This is a genomic window from Streptomyces sp. SAI-135, assembly GCF_029893805.1.
In the GTDB taxonomy this organism is placed as follows: domain Bacteria; phylum Actinomycetota; class Actinomycetes; order Streptomycetales; family Streptomycetaceae; genus Streptomyces.
This window is the reverse complement of sequence record NZ_JARXYP010000002.1, coordinates 4913387-4928499: the sequence shown is the minus strand read 5'-3', so window position 1 is coordinate 4928499 and position 15113 is coordinate 4913387. Positions and strand designations below refer to the sequence as shown.

Sequence of the window (15113 nt, the reverse complement as noted above, 5' to 3'; positions counted from 1 at the left end):
CTGGCTAAGAGGAAAAGTGAGGGTCGGTGCTGCGGGAGCGGTTCGGCGACGTGGTCCGCCACCGGACCCGCGAAGAGCTGATGCGCGCGCTCGCCGCCAACGACGACGCGGCCCTCGGCGTCCTGCGCCCCCGTCTCACCGCCCTGCGCCCGGACGCGCGCGTGGTGGAGGACGAGCTCGCGGGCGGGGCTGTTGAGGTGCCCGGCGCGTAGCGACGGCCCACGCGAAAACCGATCAGTTTTCAACGGGGTGGAATCGAGTTAACCTCCTCGTATGACCACCGAGGCGAAGTCCAACTCCCGAGAGCGGCTGCTGGAGGCCGTGGCCACGCTCACGTACCGGGACGGCGTCAACATCGGCGTCGACGCGCTGTGCAAGGCGGCGGGGGTGTCGAAGCGCTCGATGTACCAGTTGTTCGAGAGCAAGGACGAACTGCTGGCCGCGAGCCTGGAGGAGCAGGCCGCGTCCTACGCGGCGACACTCCTGCCCGCGGCGGACGACCGCTCCCCCCGCGAGCGGATCCTGCACGTCTTCCAGCAGGTGGAGGCGCAGGCGGACGCGCCCGACTTCCAGGGCTGCCGCTATCTCGCCGTGCAGATCGAGCTCAAGGACCCGGACCACCCCGCGAGCCGAGTCGCCCATCAGGTCAAGGCGAGCCTGACCGCCTTCTTCCGCGCCGAGGCCGAGCAGGGCGGCGCGAGCGACCCCGACCTGCTGGCCCGTCAGCTCAGCCTGGTCTTCGACGGGATCAGCGCCCGCGCGGGCATCAGGGCCGACACAGCCGCGGGGCTCGTCACCCCCACGGTGAGCACCCTGCTCGACGCCTCGGGCGTGCGCTGACCTGTCGCCGGCCCGGCCGGAAACCCGCTCACCACACCCCGGCGGCGCCTCCGTCGTATCCGCGCGGCCGCTCACCGGAAGGACACCGCTCCCGACCGCACGGCTCAGGACGTCAGCTGGGCGATGCTTCTGCTCACGAGGAACAGGCCCGCCACCAGGGCCACGGTCACCAGTGCCTGCTCCTGGTGGGTCTCGATCCAGGTGCGCAGCCTGCCCAGACGCACTCTGGCCGAGTCGGGGGCGAACGTCGTGTAGACCTCCATCGTCAGCAGACTGCTCGTGGCGAGGAGACAGTAGGCGAACAGGGCCAGGTAGGAGGACGTGTGGGACAGGTCGGCGTCGACCACCGTCGCCGCGCCGGCCGCCACCAGCCCCCACGGCTGGAGCAGCGGGGCCAGCCCCGCCGCGGTCCACAGGGAGATACGGTCGAGTCGCCCCATCAGTCCGCCGGGGGACTTGGGCCGGCGGCCGGCCGGGGAGCCGGTCCGCTCGCGACCCCCGGGCCCGGACCGGTGCCGGTGCCAGCCGTATCCGAGGAGCCCCACGCCGATGGCGAGCTTGGCGGCGGACGCGGCGGTGGAGGGCGGGGAGCGGGGAGCCGGCGGTTCGCCTCCGGTGGTGAGCAGGACGACGGCCAGGACGGCCACGAAGCAGGCGAGCCAGGCGAGGATGAAGACCAGGCCCTTCCAGACTCCGCCACGCGTCGACAGCACCAGGACGAACGCCGTCACCGACAGGGGGAACACGGCGATCGCGAGGCCGATGAGCACCAGGTCAAGCACCATCGCGGCCCCCGCGCGACGCCGTGCCGCCGGCCGTGTGGCGACTCTCGCTCATGGCCCCAGTCTCAGCGCCGGATCCGCACCTCACAAACGGACGGCGACGGGGCCCGCCCGCACCGGAGGCCGCGCGACCCCATCCCGCCACCGTCCCCTCCGCACCTTTTCGTGCCGGTTTGTTGACCCATCCGGCTCTGCGGCACCCGCCTGCCAGGGCCACGCGGTCGCGGTGGCGGCACCCTGGCAGCATGCAGTCAGGGACAGGGACCGGAGACCAGCACCCGGGCCGTCCGTCACGCCGGGCAGCGCTGCGGGGGCGGGTCGCCTCGACACGGTCCCGGCTGATGGGGCTGCGGGCCCGGGCCGAGGACCGGTTTCCGGTGATCACCCATCTGCTGTCGCATCTGATCACGGTGAACGTGTTCGACTCGGCGACCCGGCTCGCCGCCCAGACCTTCCTCACGGCGGTGCCGCTGCTGTTCGTGGTGGCCTCCGTCGCCCCGCAGTGGCTGCGCGACCAGTTCGTCGCGTCCCTGCACGACGCGTTCGGACTGACCGGAAGCGCGGACGCCGAACTGAACAAGGTCCTCCAGGGCACCGATGATCCGTCCGACGAGCTGCGGCAGACCACGGGCGTCGTCGGCGGGCTGATGGTGCTCGTCTCGGCCACCGCGTGCAGCCGCGCCATGCAGCGGCTGTGCCAGCGGGCATGGAGCCTGCCCAAGGCGAGCGCGCGGGTGGCCGCCTGGCGCTGGGTGGCCTGGCTCGCGACCTGGCTGGCCATGTTCGCCGTGCAGGGGACCCTGCGCAACGGCTTCGGCCTCGGCCTGTGGCTCGGCGTACCGCTGCTGCTGATCGCGGAGGTCGGCATCTGGTGGTGGACGCAGCATCTGCTGCTGGTCGCCCGCGTGCCCTGGCGGCCCCTGCTGCCGGGAGCCCTGCTGACCGGAACGGCCCTGGCCGTCCTCACGTCCACCGCGTCGCTGTACGTCCCCAGGGCCCTCAACCACAGCCTGGCGAAGTACGGTTCACTGGGCGCCGTCTTCACCGTGCTGTCCTGGCTCATCACGCTCTGTGTGGTCGCGACCCTCTGCATCACCGCCGGCGCGGTCATCGCCCGTGAACCCGCGGTCGCCCGGGCTCTGGGCGCCCCCGTGCCGCCGGACCCGCCCCAGGCACCGCCACCGGGATGACCCCGCCCTTACGCGAGTACGGGAGCACGGGAGGTGGGGAGGGGACGGGGTCGGCTCAGTGGGTCGCCCGACCGGGTGTCCGCTCGGCCGGTCCCTCGCCGAACGCCGGGACGTTCGGGCCCTGCGGCAGCCACTGGACGAGCACGAAGGACACCACCGCCGCCAGCACCACCAGCGCGACGGTGTCCACGTTGCCCAGCAGGAGCACGACCAGGACGACGCTGCTCACCGGCAGCCTCAGGGCCGCGGTCACCGAGGCCGCCATCCCGACCGCCATCGCCGGGACCAGCCCCAGGCCGGGCAGCGGCGCCAGCAGCGCTCCCGCCGCACCGCCGAGGAACAGGGCGGGGAAGACGGGGCCACCGCGCAGACTGCCCAGGCACAGCGCGTACGCCAGGCCCTTGAACGCCAGCACCGCGATCAGGGCGCCCACCGGCCAGGCGTGCGGGTTTCGCGCCAGCTCGGAGAGGGCGGACTCGCCCGACAGGGCCGCCTCGGCGGGCGAGCGGCCCGTGGCGACGGCGTAGAGGGTGATGCAGACCGCCGCGGCCAGGGCGCAGAGGGTGGTGTTGCGTACCGTCCGGGTGGCCACGAAGCGCGCCGCGAAGCGTCCGCCCACGAAGGCCCAGTGGACGAAGAACGCGAGGGCGGGCGCCAGCACCGGCGCCCACAGCACGTCCGCCCAGCCGAGCGGTGGCGGTGCGGGCAGGCCGATGTCCAGGCTCCCCGTCTCGAAGCCGGTCCAGCGGACGAAACCGGTGAAGATCAGGTCCCCCACCCCGCTGGCCAGCAGAGCCGGCAGCATCACCGCGAACAGCTGCGGGCCGCCCACCCCGGCCACCTCGATCAGCAGCACCGCGCCCACGATGGGATTCCCGAAGAGCGCGGAGACGGCGGCCGCCGCCCCTGCCGCACCGAGCAGTGCCGTGCTCGCCTCGGTCTGCGGAGCCCGGGCCAGGCTCGCGAAGAGCAGAGCCAGTCCGCCGCCCATCGCGATGAGCGGTGCCTCGGGCCCCAGCACGGCGCCGAGCGGCAGACCGACCAGGGCGGCGATCACCACGCCCGGCAGGGCCTTTCTCGTGATGCCGCCCGAGTGCAGGCCGCCCGCGGGCACGTGTCCGCCCCGGCCCGGGAAGCGCGCGGCCACCACGCCGACCACGAGACCGGCCGGCGCGAGCAGGGGCAGCGCCCACCACCAGGGAGCCTGTTTCCAGCCGAGGTCCCTCGGCCAGTCCGTCCAGATCAGCTGCTCCAGCTGGTGGACCGCCACCAGGAACCAGAAGGCGATCAGCGCCACCGGAACACCGATCAGGCCGCAGAAGACCAGGGCCCTGCGGTACTCCGGCCGGCCCAGCATGGTGCGCAGCAGGTCGGCTTCCGGAGGCTGCCTCCGCGCCGCGGCCTCCGGCTCGCTCTCCGACGTCGTTCCGGTGATGAGTCCTCCCGGGTTCGCACGGCCAGCTGTCCCATATCGGGACGAAAATACCCGTAGAGGACGGTAGGCGCCCGCCCCGGCACGGAAACCCTGGGGAAGGGCGGCCGGTCAGGATCTGGAGAGAGGACTCGTCATGGGTGAGAAGACGATCAGGACAGACGGCGCCGGGGCCCCCGGCGCGACGGACAGCCCCGTGTTCGACGCACTGGTCGAGATGACGCTCAACGCGTTCGAACGATCCCGGCTGGACCCCGAGACGTACCTGCTGACCCGGATCGCGGCGCTGGTGGCCACGGGGGCCTCCCCGGCCTCCTACCTGCTCAACCTCGGCGCCGCGGACGAGATCGGCGTACCGCTGGAGAAGATCCAGGGCACGCTCGTGGCCATCGCCCCCGTGGTCGGCAGCGCCCGCGTGGTGACCGCCGCCCGGGGTATCGGCGAGGTCCTCGGGGTGTCGCTGCTGCCCGGCGGGGGCGACGAGGAAGGAGTTCGCTGAACCCGGAGGTGCTCTCTCACCCGGCCTGCGCCCGCAGCCGTCCGGCGGCGACGGCGTCGACCAGTGCCTGGTGGTCGCGTTCGTTCTGGTCGGCGTAGCGCTCCGCGAACGTCACCAGCGCCCGGTCGAAGGAGTCGCCGCCGCCCAGGTACGCGGCGATGGCGATGCGGTCGCCCGACCTCGCGTGGGCGCGGGCCAGCGTCACCCCGCACAGGGCGCCGAAGGTGCGCATGCCCCGGGGCACCATGTCCTCGGCCACGGCGACCCACTTCCAGTCCCGCAACTGCCGTACGTAGAAGTCCCGGCGCCGGCCGTCGAGCCCCTCGACCCGCTCCCAGCCCAGGAAGATGTCGCTGGTGGCCTGCATCAGCCGCTGCCCGGACACGACCCGCTCGCCCTGGGTCGGGTACGCGGTGGCCCCGACGTGCGGCGCCAGCACCGACTCGTCGGCCTCCTTGGCCTGGAGGAACAGGGGGTCCTCGTCGTCCCGCCCGAGCAGGAGCACGATCCAGCAGCGGGTGCCGACGCTGCCGACCCCGACGACCTTGCGCGCCATGTCGGCCACCCGGTACTGCTCCAGCAGGAACCGCCGGTCCGACTGCAGGGTCTTGCCGTAGCGCTCGATCAGCCGGCTGATCTGCTGCTCGATCTGGCCGCGCCGGTCGTCCGGGAGCAGTTCCTCGAGGCGGGTGACGAGAGGCGGGTCGGGCGCGATGCGGCGCTTGCCGTCGATGACGACGGTGAGTTTGCCGAAGACCTGGAGGGTGTCGTGGGAGCGCGCCTTGGCCAGGGCCCGTGTCCAGCGGTCGCGGCCACGCGCGGAGAGGTCCGCACCGAACCGCTCCTCGACCCACTTCTCGTCGAACTGGGCGTACCAGACGGCCAGGTTGCCGAATCCGGCGAAGGCGCGCATGTTCTCCCGGTAGGAGCGCACGGTGGCCCGTACGATCGCGGCCCGCTCCTTGGTGCTGAAGCCGTTCGCGCGGCCGGCGATGACGAGGCTGGCGGCCAGGCGTTTGACGTCCCACTCCCAGGGGCCGGGGAGCGTCTCGTCGAAGTCGTTGATGTCGAACATGAGGCGGCGCTCGGGTGAGGCCAGCAGCCGGAAGTTCAACATGTGGGCGTCGCCGCACAGCTGGGTCCTGAATCCCGTCCTCGGCGTCTCCGCGAGATCCGACGCCATGATGGCGGCCGCTCCCCGGTAGAAGCGGAAGGGGGACTCGGACATCCTCCCGTAGCGGACCGGTACGAGCTCGGGCAGCCGTGCCGCCGACTGCTTCTCGATGATCTCCAGGGGGTCCGGCCGTTTCGGTCCGGGCGTGAACTCGGCGTGGCTGGAGCGCGGGACGGCGGCCCGCGCGGCCTTGCCCAGCGCGGCCCGCTCCCGCGGGGTGCGGTGCCGCAGCTCGCGGCCGTCCAGATGGTTCTCGGTCATGGCAGCGACTCCCGGGGGGTGGCCGCCTCCGCGCACACGGGGAGACGGGCCGTCAGCCGGGGAATGCCCGCTCCGAGTTGCCTGCGGGTCGCGGCCGGTGCCGCGGCCCGTGCGGGCGGACGGTGATCTCGGAGCGCGCTCCGTCCTCGCCGTGGCCGCGGTTCTGCGCCTGCGGGACGGCCGGCTCACGGGCTTCCGCATTCAACGTAGCCCCGCGGGAGACACCCGGCGAGCCGAGTCAGTGCGCGGCTGCGGCCCCGGCGTCCGCGCCGGAGGACGGGGCGGGCGCGTCGTGGTCGAGGAACTCGCGGATCGCGAAGGCCACCAGGGTGATCACGGCCGTCCACACCACGACCGCGGTGGTGGGGTAGGTCCAGGTGAACAGGACGATCGCCGCGACCACCAGGATGAGCACCCCGATCCAGCGCTTGAAGCGGTGGACGAACCGCCCGACCGGCCCGAGCCGAAGGCCCGCCGAGGTCGTCACGTCGCGCAGCGCGCCGATGCTCCTGCGACAGCCCGTGCGCGTCACGACGGCGATCCGGGACGGGCCGGCGAGGAAGGCTCCGGCGGCGGTGAACAGGGCGACCGCGGCGAGGGCACGGATCCCGGCCCGCAGGAACCTGACCAGGGCGTCGTACACGGATCCGGCGGCGGCCTCGGAGACGCCGGACGGCAGATGGTTGAGGTAGACGTCGCGGAATACGGTGAGACCGATGCCCAGGACCAGCATCGCGGCGAACACCGCCAGGGCGGCCCCGATCAGCGCGTGCCGGCGGTTGAAGGCCACGTAGACACCCGCGGCCGCGACCAGCAGCGCGATGAGGGGCAGCCAGCCGCCGAGGATCTCCAGCACCCGCACATACGATCTGATCTTGCCGACGTCCTCCGACGCGAACACCACGAAGTTCGTGTGGACGTCCGGGATCTTCGCGGCCGGCGCGAAGCCCGCGGCGACGAGCTGGTCCTTGACCTGGGCGACAATCGGGCCGAGGTCCACGACGACCTGGTTGTTCTCCACCTTGACCGTGCCGTCGGCCTGGCCGGTCAGGGCCTTGTCCAGCGCCGAGTGCGCCCTGCGGTTGCCGTTCACCCAGACCTTCTCGAAGGCGCTGCTGGTGACGACCCTCTCCACCGTGCCGCTGACCAGCTGCTTCAGTCCGCTCTCGATGGGGCCGTCCAGGTTGCCGATCAGCTTGGCCGCCTGGGGTGGCACGCCCTTCGCCGAGGCCGCGTCCGTGAGCTGCTGGACCAGCGCGTCCACGTCGACCTGGGCCAGTACGGCGGCGGTGATCCGGTTGGTGGCCGCCTTCTGCACATCCGGGTCGCTCGCCAGCGGGCCGACGGTGTCGACGTAGCGGTCCGTGTCCTGCACGATGCTGTTCGCCCACACCGCGACGACCGACAGCATCGCCAGCAGTGCGGCGAGGAGGATCAGCAGGACCGAGCCGAGCGAGCGCAATGGGTGGTGCCGCGCGGCGCGGGGCGGCCCCGCGCTCTCCAGGGCGTGGACCCGCTGCCGCAGTTCGGCCAGTTCACCGCGCTCGTCGACCGAGAGCTGTTCGTCACCGCCAGAGCTCATGGTGACCAGCACAGTTGCCCGTCGCGGAGCGCGCGACCCGGGAGAACCGGGCGGGTGAACGGCGCACCGAGGTGCGAGGGCCTCACTCCGGTGATGCAATGGGTTCGGGAGCTCCGGGGGGCGAGTCGTCAGGGGAGCCGCGGGGCGTACAGCCACCAGGGGGACGACAGCCACGAGCACCCAGAGGTGACGCCGTGAGCGACGAATTCGAAGACGTGGGTCCGATCGACTACCTGGTCGTCGAGTTCCCCGGCAACCGGATGACGGGCGAGGGCTTCCCCATCCTCGTCGATCTCGTGGACCGCGGACTCATCCGGATCCTGGACCTGATGTTCGTCAGGAAGGACGAGGACGGTTCGGTGACCGGCATGGAGATCGCCGACTTCACCGGTGACGGCGAACTCGACCTCGCCGTCTTCGAGGGAGCCTCGTCGGGGCTCCTCGGCCAGGACGACATCGATGAGGCCGCCAAGGCGCTGGAGCCCGGCTGCTCGGCCGGCATCCTGCTCTACGAGAACCGGTGGGCCGCGCCCTTCGCCGCCGCCCTGCGCCGGGGCGGGGCCCGGATGGTCGCCTCCGGGCGGATCCCGGTGCCCGCGGTCGTCGCCGCCCTCGACGCGGCCGAGGCCGCTCACTGAACGCAGAGAGGGAACAGTCATGCCAGGTCTCCTCCGCGGGGTCGCGCGCACCGCAGTCGTAGCCGGAACGGCGACCGCCGTATCGAACCGTGTGACCCGCAGGCAGCAGGGGCGGTGGGCGGCCCAGCAGGAATACCAGGCGCCCCCGCCCCCGTCGGCCTCCTACGCCGAACCGCCCACGGCTCCGCCCGCACCCGACATGACCAGCAAGATCGAGCAGCTCAAGCAGCTCGGCGAGCTGAAGGCCCAGGGGGTGCTCACCGAGGCCGAGTTCGAGGAGCAGAAGCGCAGGCTCCTGGCGGCGTGAGCCGGCCGCTACTTCGGCTCGCGGTCGAACAGCGACCTGGACCAGAGGTAACCGAGCACCGCGAGCCCGAGGCACCAGGCGACGGCGATCCAGCCGTTGTTGCCGATCTCGGTGCCGAGGAGCAGTCCGCGCAGGGTCTCGATGGCCGGGGTGAAGGGCTGGTACTCGGCGACCGGCTGGAACCAGCCCGGCATGGCGTCCACCGGCACGAAGGCGCTGGAGAGCAGGGGCAGGATCATCAGCGGCATGGCGTTGTTGCTGGCCGCCTCCGGGTTCGGGCTGGACAGGCCCATGCCGACCGCGATCCAGGTGAGGGCCAGCGCGACGAGGGACAGCAGCCCGAGCGCCAGGACCCATTCCAGAGCGCCGGCGCCGGTGGAGCGGAACCCGATCGCCACGGCGACGGCCCCGACGAGGACCACGCTCGCCACGCACTGGAGCACGCTGCCGACGACGTGCCCGACGAGCACCGAACCGCGGTGGATCGCCATCGTCCGGAAGCGGGCGATGATGCCCTCAGTCATGTCCATGGAGACGGACACCGCCGTGCCGATCGTGGTGCCGCCGATGGTCAGCATCAGGATGCCCGGGACGAGGTAGGCGAGGTACTCGGAGCGGCCGCCACCGCCGTCCCCGAGACCCGCGCTCATGGTGTCGCCGAAGATGTAGACGAAGAGCAGCAACAGCATGACCGGCGTGAGCAGCAGGTTCAGGGTGAGCGAGGGATAGCGCCGGGCGTGCAGGAGGTTGCGGCGCAGCATCGTGGACGAGTCGCGCACGGCGAGGGAGAGGGTGCTCATCGGACGGTCTCCTTGGTCTGGTCGGTGCCGCCGGTCAGGGCGAAGAACACGTCGTCGAGGTCGGGTGTGTGCACGGTCAGCTCGTCGGCCTCGACGCCGGCGGCGTCCAGCCAGTCGAGGATCGAGCGCAGCTCGCGCTGGCTGCCGTCGCTGGGGATCTGGAGGGTGAACGTCTCGTCGTCCCGTGCGGCCTCACGCAGGGCGGAGGCGGCACCGCGGTAGGCGGCCGGGTCGGTGAAGCGCAGCCGGACGTGTCCGCCGGGGACGAGCCGCTTGAGCTCCTCGGCGCTGCCCTCGGCGGCGATCCGTCCGTCGTGCAGGACGGCGATGCGATCCGCGAGCTGGTCGGCCTCCTCCAGGTACTGGGTGGTGAGGAAGACCGTGACACCGTCGGCGACCAGCTCCCTGATGATCTGCCACATGGTGTGCCGGGAGCGGGGGTCGAGGCCGGTGGTGGGCTCGTCGAGGAAGATGATCCGCGGGTCGCCGACCAGCGTCATGGCGATGTCGAGGCGGCGCTTCATGCCGCCGGAGTAGGTGGAGGCGGGCTTCTTCGCCGCCCCGGTCAGGTCGAAGCGCTCCAGCAGCTCCGCGGTGACCCTGCGGCCCTCCGCCTTGGAGAGGTGGTGCAGGTCCGCCATGAGCAGCATGTTCTCCTCCCCGGTGATCAGCCCGTCCACCGCCGAGAACTGCCCGGTGACACCGATCGAGGCACGCACACCCTGCGGATCGGCGGCCAGGTCGTGCCCGCCCACCTGGGCCTGCCCGCCGTCTGCGGACACGAGCGTGGAGAGGATCTTCACGGCGGTGGTCTTGCCGGCCCCGTTCGGCCCGAGCAGCGCGAAGACCGAGCCGGTGGGGATGCGCAGGTCGATGCCGTCGAGGACGACCTTGTCGCCGTACGACTTGCGCAGGCCGTCGGTGGAGACGGCCACCGGGGAACCGCTCACGTGCTGTGTAGACGTGGACATGACAGAAGAAGGCATGAGCAATCCCGTTCGCGGGTGAAGTGGGTGGGAACCGGACTGAGGGAGAGCGCGCTGCTCAGGCCCTGGCACGGAAGACGTCGATGTTGCCCCAGTTGGTGCGGGCGCGGACCTTGACCGCGTCCTCGGACTCCTCCGGGGCCTCGGACGCGGTGAGCGTGTTGCGGACCAGGCCGCGGTGGGAGCTGACGTCGAGCCAGGCGGCGGTGCCCTCGCGGACGCCGATCTCGATGGAGCCGTTCGAGGTCTCCAACTGGACGTCCCCGCGGACGACTTCGGCCACCCGGAGGACGCCGTTGGTGGAGGTTCCGGTGACCGACGCCTCGGCACACGCGATGTCGATGGCACCGTTGGCGCCGCTCACGCGCAGCTCGCCGGAGACGGCACCGACGTGCGTGTTGCCGTTCGAGTTCTTCAGGACGGCGGGGCCCTCGACGGTGCCCACGCGCAGATTGCCGGAGCTGGTGGTGATCTCGGCCCTGCCCTCGATCCGGTCGACGACGATCGAGCCGTGGGAGGCGGTGAGCTCGACCGGCCCGGTGGTGTCTAGGCGGACGTCACCCACCGAGGTCTTCACCCGGACCGCGCCGAGCCTGCCCTCGGCGAGCACCTGCGCCCAGGCGCCGGTCACCTCGACCCGCGACCCCGCGGGCAGTTCGACGGTCACGTCGGCGACGCCGGAGGGCCCGAGCATGCGCCGCTCCTTCGTCCTCACGGTCAGGACGCCGCTCGCGTAGGTGACCTCGGTCTGCTCGGCGGCCCGTACGTCCTTGTCCCGCTCCGGGTCGCGCGGCCGTACCTCGACGACGGTGTCGAGGCGGTCCCCGGCGGCGAGCCGGAGGGAACCTGCGGCCACATGGGCGTTGACCGCGATCGGTTCGGGGGTGTCGAAAGAAGGCATGGCTGTCCCGTCCTCTTGAGTCCTTGGGGCGTCCCCGCTGGTGGGACGTGGTGTGCGCTGGATTTCTCCGGGATGCGGGCGGCGGGCGCGGCTAGCGCACCCAGCCCGTGAAGCTCTGTCCGACGTTCTGGGCCCTGCCCTGCGGACGCGGCCGGGGTCCGCCGTCGACCGCGGCGGACACCGCGCGCACCAGCCACGCGTTGACCGACAGCCCGTCGCGGGCCGCCGCCTCCTCGGCGCGCGTCTTGAGGTGGGCCGGCAGCCGCAGGTTGATGCGCGCGGTGCCGCCCTCGTCGCCGTCGGCCGGGGCCCTGGGCGGTTCGAGGGGTGCGGTCGGTGCCGCGGGGGCGCCGCCCTCGACGGGGGGCAGCGTCACCACGAAGTCGGGGTCGAGTCCGCGCAGCCGCACGTCGACCGAGCCGGGGGCGAGTTCACGGGTGATCTCGTCCATCGCGGCGGAGAGCACGTTGAGCATGACCAGCCGGGTCGCCGACTCCAGGGGAGCGGTCAGCCGCTCGGCCAGCTCACGGGCTTCGTCGCCTCCGGCTTCGGCAGCCACCGCTAGTTCGCGGCGGAGGTTGTCGACATACGGGGTGAGGTCCATGTCGCCATCATGGCACCACTTTGGCACCAACCGCAAGCCATAGGAGTGCCAGACAAGACGGAGGGGACACAGACACCCTCTCACCTGCGGAAACGAAATTGGCACCGCGCGGCACCATCGGGTGCCATGCGGCGCCAACCGGTGCCATGCGGTGCCAGACGATCGCTTCAACGAACCGTCAGGGGCCTGTGGACTACCTGCGCGGGCGGTGGATGCCCGCCCGCTTCGCCTTCTCCCTGCGCTCCGGTCCGGCGTTGGTCCGGTCCTCCTCCTGGGCCCTCCAGTCCCGGGGCTGGAGGAAGAGGAGTTCACCGCCGCCCGGCACGATCATCGCGCCGCCGAAGGGTTCGTCGCCGGCGAACCAGACGCCGTCGGTGATGCCGACAGGCCAGCGGCCACGCCACGCCGCGTCCTTCGCCCGGAGGGTGAAGGGGGTTCCCTTCTGATCTCCGAGGCGCAGGTAGAGCGTGTGGGTCGACTCCATGCCGATCTTCTCGACAGGGGTGCGGAATTCGAGCGGATAGGTCCGCAACACCCGTCGGCACTTCGACACGTCGATCACGCGACCGCCGAGGAGGATCAGTGTCCATACGGCGCCGAGCATGCCGACGATGCCCAGCGGCAGCAGATAGTCGAGCTGGAATACGTACAGCTGGACCCACAGCACAACGAACACCGGGAAGAACTTGAGGAACTTCTTCAGTGCCACGCGGTAGTGGTATCGCACCGCACCGCGGTAGTCCGATCCGTCGGTCGGGTACGGCGCGGGCGGAGTGTTCGACTCCAGACCGTCTTTCCATCGCTCTGGCACTGTCATCCGAACGGGCTCCTTCCGTACGGGCCGGGCACGTCGCCCACCGGGTCGGGTTCCGGGGCCGCCGGGTCGTCGAACGTCACCGTGCGCGCGATGCCGAGCAGCACCCCGCGGTAGTCGTCAGCGAGCTCCACCGACGCGGTGACCAACTGCACGGTGATGATCGACGAGGTGCGAGGCACCGGAATCGCCACGGTGCCCTGCCAGACGGTCCCCTGCCCGGGTCCCTCCTGTCCCTCGGGGGGAGCGGTGGGCGCGACCGTGGTCCGCTCCGTCTCCAGCAGGTATCCGGTGCCCACGGGCAACTCCACGGGCACAATGCCGTTGTCCGCGCCGGTGCCCATCATCTGGAGGAGCACCGCATCGGGGTTGGCTCCCGAGGTGGGGACGGTGGAGACCGTCAGGACGGACAGCGTCGCTCCGCCGTGCTCGTCCGGGTGCATGCCGAGCGCACACCCCATGACGTCCTGGCTCCGCAGCATCGTCAGGACGAAGGCGTACAGCCGGAACACCTGGTCGGCGCGGTCCCGAACGTCGTCGGGAAGGGTCCTGATCTGCCGGGCCACCTCCTGAATTCCCTCGGGTGACGGCTGGAGGTCCAGCTGGAGGTATCCATGGGGCAGCCCGTACCAGAAGTCCGGCTTCGGCTCGGCCGCCACCGTGTCAAGGAACTCCTTCACAGGCGGACTCCGCTCATCAATTCGCTGAAGCCGAGGAGCAGGTCACTCGCTCCGCCCTTCAGACCGGTGGAGGCAGCCAGACCCTTGGTGACCTCGGACGCGTCGTGTCCGGGACCGTTCTTCGGAAACACATCCAGGCTTTCCAAGGACGACGCCATGTTCGCCGCCACGTTGACGCCATTGATGCCGTACTGGAGCGCTCCGGTGGCAGGGGAGGTCGCCACATCGAGAGCCTTGTAGCTGAAGGCGGGCACGATCTCCTTGCCGAACGTGCCCAGCTTCGAGCCCAGCGACAGGGCCTCGCCCCCCTCCCGGGCGACCGCCGCCGCGAGAGCAGCCTCGCTGCCTGCCTTGGCGAGGGCGCCGACGCCGGGGACCATGCCAAGGCCGTCACCGACCAGCGAGGCCATGGCGAACGCGCCTTCCTTGAAACCGTACTTGCCCGTCAGCGCATCCCTGAAGTCCTCGCTCGCGAGGTTCTTCGCCATCGACACCCCGCTCGCCACGACCGCGATCCCCGCGAAGACCGGCGCCAGCGGCGTCGGGAGCAGGGCCAGCAGGCCCGCGATCGCGCCGATGGTTCCGGCGTGCTCCACGAGGAACTCGCCGACCGCCTTGAGGCCCTCGCCGATGGCGCTGAGGGCCTTGTCGAACCACCCCGGCTCCTTGGGGGCGAGCTTGTCGTCGGCCTCGTCGAGGCTGCGTGCGACGGTCTCGGCCGCGTCGGTGTGGGTGCCCTCCAACTCCTTCGCCTTCGCGATGACGTCGTTGTAGGCGGCGTTGGCGTTGTTGAGGTGAGTGGTGGCCTCGTTCAGTTCGCGTTCGGCCGCACGGAGACGCTCCGTGGCGGCATCCGCCTCGGCCTGGCTGGGATATTCCTTGCCGGCGAGTTTGAGGTCCGGGTTCTCCTTGGCCTGGTCGTATCGGGTACGGGCCTTGTCGGCGTCGGCCTTGTTCTCGCGCGCGGCATCGTCGTACTTCTTGGCCAGGTCGCGGTGCGAGGTCAGTTCGCCCTGCCATTTGCCGAGCGCCGCGGCGGCTTTGTCGAGCGAATTCCCGGCGTTCATCATGGCGGTCTTGAGGTCGCCGTCCAGGGTGTCCCGGAAGGCGCTCGCCGCGTCGCCCTGCCAGCTGGAGCTCGCCCCGAGCAGGTACTCGATCTGACGGTGGCAGTTGTTGAGCGTGTCGGCCGCGGCCTTCACCTTGCCGTAGAGGGAGGTGACCTGCTCGGGTACCCCGGGTACCGGGTTCCAGCCGAGGCTCGGGTACGGGTTGTCGGCCACCGGTCACTTCCCCCCGGTGTTCGCGGCGTTGGTCTCTTCCATCTTCTTGAGGGCCTGCGCGAGGTTGTCCTCGAACTGCTTGTAGCTCAGCGCGGTCTTTTCCACGCCTTCGTCAACCGCTTCGATCATGTCCTTCAGCCGGCCGGTCCCGTACTTCCATCTGTTCTGGAAGGTCTCGCACGCCTCGTCCAGCCTCGGGGTTCCGATCTGGTCGGCGCTCACGGCGGAGAGCGCTTTGCGCGCCTCCTCAAGGTCGGTGACCGACTGCTTCAACACCCGGCCAAAAGAGTTCAATTGGCTCAGGTCCACCTTGAATTCATCCGCCATGAGGCGTCCCCCT

At 71.1% G+C, this 15113-nt stretch carries 17 protein-coding genes and 1 pseudogene; 6 read left to right on the top strand and 12 right to left on the bottom strand.

Translation table 11 applies throughout. The annotated features are described in order from the left end of the window. Positions 1-20 precede the first annotated feature (20 nt). Together M2163_RS26815 and M2163_RS26810 are read left to right on the top strand one after the other, a co-directional pair. Positions 21-194 (top strand): annotated as a pseudogene (locus tag M2163_RS26815) (3'(2'),5'-bisphosphate nucleotidase CysQ); the annotation flags it as partial. 79 nt (positions 195-273) lie between these two features. Further along, entirely contained in the window at positions 274-840 is a 567-nt protein-coding gene (locus tag M2163_RS26810) for a TetR/AcrR family transcriptional regulator (RefSeq protein WP_280850312.1), read from the top strand. Between the two features lie 104 nt (positions 841-944). Here the strand turns inward: M2163_RS26810 and M2163_RS26805 are convergent, their stop codons facing one another. Beyond that, positions 945-1625 carry a GAP family protein gene (locus tag M2163_RS26805; protein WP_280895245.1) on the bottom strand — a complete coding sequence of 227 codons (681 nt, stop codon included), beginning with the start codon at positions 1623-1625 and terminating at the stop codon, positions 945-947. A gap of 242 nt (positions 1626-1867) precedes the next feature. Here M2163_RS26805 and M2163_RS26800 point away from each other — a divergent pair, with 242 nt between their 5' ends. Next, positions 1868-2812 carry a YhjD/YihY/BrkB family envelope integrity protein gene (locus tag M2163_RS26800; protein ID WP_280895244.1) on the top strand — a complete coding sequence of 315 codons (945 nt, stop codon included), beginning with the start codon at positions 1868-1870 and terminating at the stop codon, positions 2810-2812. 55 nt (positions 2813-2867) lie between these two features. Here M2163_RS26800 and M2163_RS26795 read toward each other — a convergent pair whose 3' ends face one another. Next, on the bottom strand, positions 2868-4169 hold the full coding sequence (locus tag M2163_RS26795) for a chloride channel protein (protein WP_280895243.1): 1302 nt from the start codon (positions 4167-4169) through the stop codon (positions 2868-2870). Between the two features lie 211 nt (positions 4170-4380). Between M2163_RS26795 and M2163_RS26790 the strand changes: the two genes are divergently transcribed. Then, positions 4381-4743: a carboxymuconolactone decarboxylase family protein gene (locus M2163_RS26790; RefSeq protein ID WP_280850316.1), complete on the top strand. Its 363-nt coding sequence runs from the start codon at positions 4381-4383 to the stop codon at positions 4741-4743. 16 nt (positions 4744-4759) lie between these two features. Here M2163_RS26790 and M2163_RS26785 read toward each other — a convergent pair whose 3' ends face one another. Next, positions 4760-6178 (bottom strand): DUF2252 domain-containing protein, encoded by a 1419-nt coding sequence (locus tag M2163_RS26785; protein ID WP_280895242.1) that lies wholly within the window; start codon positions 6176-6178, stop codon positions 4760-4762. A 238-nt stretch (positions 6179-6416) separates the two neighbouring features. Further along, positions 6417-7760 carry a hypothetical protein gene (locus tag M2163_RS26780; RefSeq protein ID WP_280895241.1) on the bottom strand — a complete coding sequence of 448 codons (1344 nt, stop codon included), beginning with the start codon at positions 7758-7760 and terminating at the stop codon, positions 6417-6419. Positions 7761-7954: 194 nt separating this feature from the next. Here M2163_RS26780 and M2163_RS26775 point away from each other — a divergent pair, with 194 nt between their 5' ends. Both M2163_RS26775 and M2163_RS26770 read left to right on the top strand, forming a co-directional pair. Then, entirely contained in the window at positions 7955-8398 is a 444-nt protein-coding gene (locus M2163_RS26775) for a DUF6325 family protein (RefSeq protein WP_280850319.1), read from the top strand. A gap of 19 nt (positions 8399-8417) precedes the next feature. After that, positions 8418-8705, top strand: coding sequence for an SHOCT domain-containing protein (locus tag M2163_RS26770; RefSeq protein WP_280850320.1), 288 nt, complete (start codon positions 8418-8420; stop codon positions 8703-8705). Between the two features lie 8 nt (positions 8706-8713). On the opposite strand, the gene M2163_RS26765 is transcribed toward M2163_RS26770, so the two are convergent. The 8 genes from M2163_RS26765 to M2163_RS26730 form a co-directional block, all read right to left on the bottom strand. Further along, positions 8714-9505 (bottom strand): ABC transporter permease, encoded by a 792-nt coding sequence (locus tag M2163_RS26765; RefSeq protein WP_280895240.1) that lies wholly within the window; start codon positions 9503-9505, stop codon positions 8714-8716. After that, complete coding sequence (locus M2163_RS26760) at positions 9502-10491, bottom strand: ATP-binding cassette domain-containing protein (protein ID WP_280895239.1); 990 nt, start codon at positions 10489-10491, stop codon at positions 9502-9504. The genes M2163_RS26765 and M2163_RS26760 overlap by 4 nt, the downstream gene beginning before the upstream one ends. A 58-nt stretch (positions 10492-10549) precedes the next feature. After that, positions 10550-11392, bottom strand: a complete 843-nt coding sequence (locus tag M2163_RS26755; protein ID WP_280850323.1) for a DUF4097 family beta strand repeat-containing protein — start codon at positions 11390-11392, stop codon at positions 10550-10552. 91 nt (positions 11393-11483) lie between these two features. Then, positions 11484-11996, bottom strand: coding sequence for a toxin-antitoxin system HicB family antitoxin (locus M2163_RS26750; RefSeq protein ID WP_280895237.1), 513 nt, complete (start codon positions 11994-11996; stop codon positions 11484-11486). A gap of 193 nt (positions 11997-12189) precedes the next feature. Then, entirely contained in the window at positions 12190-12813 is a 624-nt protein-coding gene (locus tag M2163_RS26745) for a hypothetical protein (RefSeq protein ID WP_280850325.1), read from the bottom strand. After that, positions 12810-13490, bottom strand: coding sequence for a hypothetical protein (locus M2163_RS26740; RefSeq protein ID WP_280895236.1), 681 nt, complete (start codon positions 13488-13490; stop codon positions 12810-12812). Before M2163_RS26740 ends, M2163_RS26745 begins: the two co-directional genes overlap by 4 nt. Beyond that, the gene (locus M2163_RS26735; RefSeq protein ID WP_280850327.1) at positions 13487-14773 is read right to left on the bottom strand and encodes a putative T7SS-secreted protein; all 1287 of its coding nucleotides are present in this window, start codon (positions 14771-14773) and stop codon (positions 13487-13489) included. The genes M2163_RS26740 and M2163_RS26735 overlap by 4 nt, the downstream gene beginning before the upstream one ends. A 3-nt stretch (positions 14774-14776) precedes the next feature. Then, on the bottom strand, positions 14777-15100 hold the full coding sequence (locus M2163_RS26730) for a hypothetical protein (protein ID WP_280850328.1): 324 nt from the start codon (positions 15098-15100) through the stop codon (positions 14777-14779). Positions 15101-15113: the final 13 nt, after the last annotated feature.

Excerpts from the sequence above, each read along its gene's own strand:
- M2163_RS26730 (WP_280850328.1), bottom strand. The coding sequence starts at position 15,100 with ATGGCGGATGAATTCAAGGTGGACCTGAGCCAATTGAACTCTTTTGGC.
- M2163_RS26810 (WP_280850312.1), top strand. The coding sequence starts at position 274 with ATGACCACCGAGGCGAAGTCCAACTCCCGAGAGCGGCTGCTGGAGGCC.
- M2163_RS26780 (WP_280895241.1), bottom strand. The coding sequence starts at position 7,760 with ATGAGCTCTGGCGGTGACGAACAGCTCTCGGTCGACGAGCGCGGTGAA.
- M2163_RS26805 (WP_280895245.1), bottom strand. The coding sequence starts at position 1,625 with ATGGTGCTTGACCTGGTGCTCATCGGCCTCGCGATCGCCGTGTTCCCC.
- M2163_RS26750 (WP_280895237.1), bottom strand. The coding sequence starts at position 11,996 with ATGGACCTCACCCCGTATGTCGACAACCTCCGCCGCGAACTAGCGGTG.
- M2163_RS26790 (WP_280850316.1), top strand. The coding sequence starts at position 4,381 with ATGGGTGAGAAGACGATCAGGACAGACGGCGCCGGGGCCCCCGGCGCG.
- M2163_RS26745 (WP_280850325.1), bottom strand. The coding sequence starts at position 12,813 with ATGACAGTGCCAGAGCGATGGAAAGACGGTCTGGAGTCGAACACTCCG.
- M2163_RS26755 (WP_280850323.1), bottom strand. The coding sequence starts at position 11,392 with ATGCCTTCTTTCGACACCCCCGAACCGATCGCGGTCAACGCCCATGTG.
- M2163_RS26760 (WP_280895239.1), bottom strand. The coding sequence starts at position 10,491 with ATGCCTTCTTCTGTCATGTCCACGTCTACACAGCACGTGAGCGGTTCC.
- M2163_RS26765 (WP_280895240.1), bottom strand. The coding sequence starts at position 9,505 with ATGAGCACCCTCTCCCTCGCCGTGCGCGACTCGTCCACGATGCTGCGC.
- M2163_RS26770 (WP_280850320.1), top strand. The coding sequence starts at position 8,418 with ATGCCAGGTCTCCTCCGCGGGGTCGCGCGCACCGCAGTCGTAGCCGGA.
- M2163_RS26800 (WP_280895244.1), top strand. The coding sequence starts at position 1,868 with ATGCAGTCAGGGACAGGGACCGGAGACCAGCACCCGGGCCGTCCGTCA.
- M2163_RS26785 (WP_280895242.1), bottom strand. The coding sequence starts at position 6,178 with ATGACCGAGAACCATCTGGACGGCCGCGAGCTGCGGCACCGCACCCCG.
- M2163_RS26795 (WP_280895243.1), bottom strand. The coding sequence starts at position 4,169 with ATGCTGGGCCGGCCGGAGTACCGCAGGGCCCTGGTCTTCTGCGGCCTG.